The sequence below is a fragment of the Methylobacterium sp. CCH5-D2 genome (genome assembly GCF_001556475.1).
Lineage (GTDB): Bacteria > Pseudomonadota > Alphaproteobacteria > Rhizobiales > Beijerinckiaceae > Methylobacterium > Methylobacterium hispanicum.
The window spans coordinates 1-1963 of record NZ_LSIX01000449.1 but is presented as its reverse complement, the minus strand read 5'-3'; the positions used below and the strand labels follow the sequence as shown (position 1 = coordinate 1963).

The window sequence follows — 1963 nt, the reverse complement described above, 5'->3', positions numbered from 1 at the left end:
GATGCGGCAGGCGAGCCCCGCCTCGCGGCAGAGGTCGGCCAGGATCGCGGGCGTGCCCTCGCGCCCGCGGCCGAAATGGAAGTCGTGCCCGATCACCACCCCCGAGAGGCCGAGGTCGCGCCGGAGGAGGTCGTGCACGAAGGCGCGCGCGCCGGTGCCGGCGAGCGCGGCGTCGAAGCGGCGGATCACCAGACCGTCGAGGCCGAGGCGCCGGAACACGATCTCCTTCGCCTCCGGCCCGGTCAGGCGGAACATCGGCTGGTCGGGGGCGAAGAAGGCGCGCGGATGCGGCTCGAAGGTCAGCACGATCGCGGGGGCCCGCCCCGCCGCCGCCCGCACGGCCTCGGCGAGCACCCGGTGGCCGCGATGCACGCCGTCGAAATTGCCGAGCGCCGCGACGGCGCCGGCGAGGTTTTGCGGCACGGGCTCGTCCGGCCGGCAGATCGTGAAGGGTCGCGCGGCCGTCTCGTCGCCTGAGGCCATCGGTGCTTGCGGTCTCGCTCGGAAGATACCGGAGTCGCGAGGCCCCGGAAAACGCGGCGGACCCTGTCGAAAACCACACCCCCGGTCAAGCGAAGCGCGCCGAAACCGGGGCGCGGCGGGCTCGCGCGCGGGTTAACCGGTTCGCAATCCGGTCAAGCCTATTTTCGCGGTCACGAGGCGCCGTCCGGGCACTGGCGCCTCCCGGGAATCGGATCGCGGGAGCCTTCGAAGCCGCTCCCCAGCCAAGGAATACACGGAGTCACGCGCTCATGGCCCTCGACCTCAGCATGCCGATCCTGGTCGTCGACGACTACCAGACCATGGTCCGCATCATCCGCAACCTCCTCAAGCAGCTCGGCTTCGAGGAGGTCGACGACGCCTCCGACGGCACCGCCGCGCTCGCCAAGCTGAAGGGCCGCAAGTACGGCCTCGTCATCTCCGACTGGAACATGGAGCCGATGACGGGCTACGAGCTGCTGCGCCACGTGCGCGCCGACGAGGGCCTGCGCACCACGCCCTTCATCATGGTCACCGCCGAGTCGAAGACCGAGAACGTCATCGCGGCCAAGAAGGCCGGCGTGAACAACTACATCGTCAAGCCCTTCAACGCCGCCACGCTGAAGTCCAAGATCGAGGCCGTCTGCGGCGCCTGAGCGCCGCACCCGTCCGACGCGAGGGGCAAGCGATCCGATGCCGTCCGGGGGGACCGGGCGGGTCGCCGCCCCGGCCCGAGCCCCGCGGGCTCGCGGGCATCTTCGAGGAATCGCCATGGGTCACTCCGCAACATCGGCCCCCGACACGGCCAACCTGTCCCCGCAGAAGATGGTCGCCGAGCTGATCCAGATCGCCGACTACATCAGCCACGTGCGCGGCGAGATCGCGGCCCTGCGGGCCAACGAGATCACCCGCGACCGCATCCCGATGGCGCACGAGGAACTCGGCAACGTGCTGGCCGCCACCGCGGGGGCCACCAACACCATCATGGAATCGGCCGAGGCGATCCTGGCGCTGCCCGACGACGCGGATTACCGCGCGGGCGTCGAGGCGCAGATCTACACGATCTTCGAGGCCTGCGCCTTCCAGGATATCACCGGGCAACGGATCTCCAAGGTGGTGGAAGCGTTGCGCCACCTCGAGCTGCGCCTCGCCCGCTTCGCCACCGCAGTACGCGCCCGCGACGACGCCGGGCTCGACCCGGCCGAGGCGGCGCGCAAGGAGCGGGCCGAGCGCCTGATCCTCAACGGCCCGCAATCCAAGGGCCCGGCCACCGCCCAGGACGACATCGACGCGCTCTTCGCCTGAGCCACGGCCCGCGTTTTCGCGGGCGCTGGCCCGGCATGCTAGAGCGGGCGGCCCCGCCGCCCGCGAGACACGCTCGATGCCCGCACGCCCCTGGTCCGAGCTGACCACCGAGGAGATCCGCACGCGCGGGATGGGCCGCGCGGTGGCCGTGCTGCCGGTCGCGGCGGTGGAGCAGCAC

At 71.5% G+C, this 1963-nt stretch carries 2 protein-coding genes and 2 pseudogenes; 3 read left to right on the top strand and 1 reads right to left on the bottom strand.

The window, feature by feature from the left end:
- Window positions 1-483 (bottom strand): annotated as a pseudogene (locus tag AX737_RS11505) (bifunctional riboflavin kinase/FMN adenylyltransferase); the annotation flags it as partial.
- Window positions 484-752: 269 nt separating this feature from the next.
- On the opposite strand from AX737_RS11505, the gene AX737_RS11500 reads away from it, so the two are divergent.
- From AX737_RS11500 to AX737_RS35775, 3 genes and pseudogenes are all read left to right on the top strand, one after another.
- Window positions 753-1136, top strand: a complete 384-nt coding sequence (locus tag AX737_RS11500) for a response regulator (RefSeq protein ID WP_066921441.1) — start codon at window positions 753-755, stop codon at window positions 1134-1136.
- 115 nt (window positions 1137-1251) lie between these two features.
- A complete protein-coding gene (locus tag AX737_RS11495) occupies window positions 1252-1785 on the top strand; it encodes a protein phosphatase CheZ (protein WP_066921439.1) in 534 nt (177 codons plus the stop codon).
- A gap of 76 nt (window positions 1786-1861) precedes the next feature.
- Window positions 1862-1963: pseudogene (locus AX737_RS35775) on the top strand (creatininase family protein); the annotation flags it as partial.

What these genes read in the sequence shown, in the direction of transcription:
- AX737_RS11495 (WP_066921439.1), top strand. Translation starts at nt 1,252, where the DNA reads ATGGGTCACTCCGCAACATCGGCCCCCGACACGGCCAACCTGTCCCCG.
- AX737_RS11500 (WP_066921441.1), top strand. Translation starts at nt 753, where the DNA reads ATGGCCCTCGACCTCAGCATGCCGATCCTGGTCGTCGACGACTACCAG.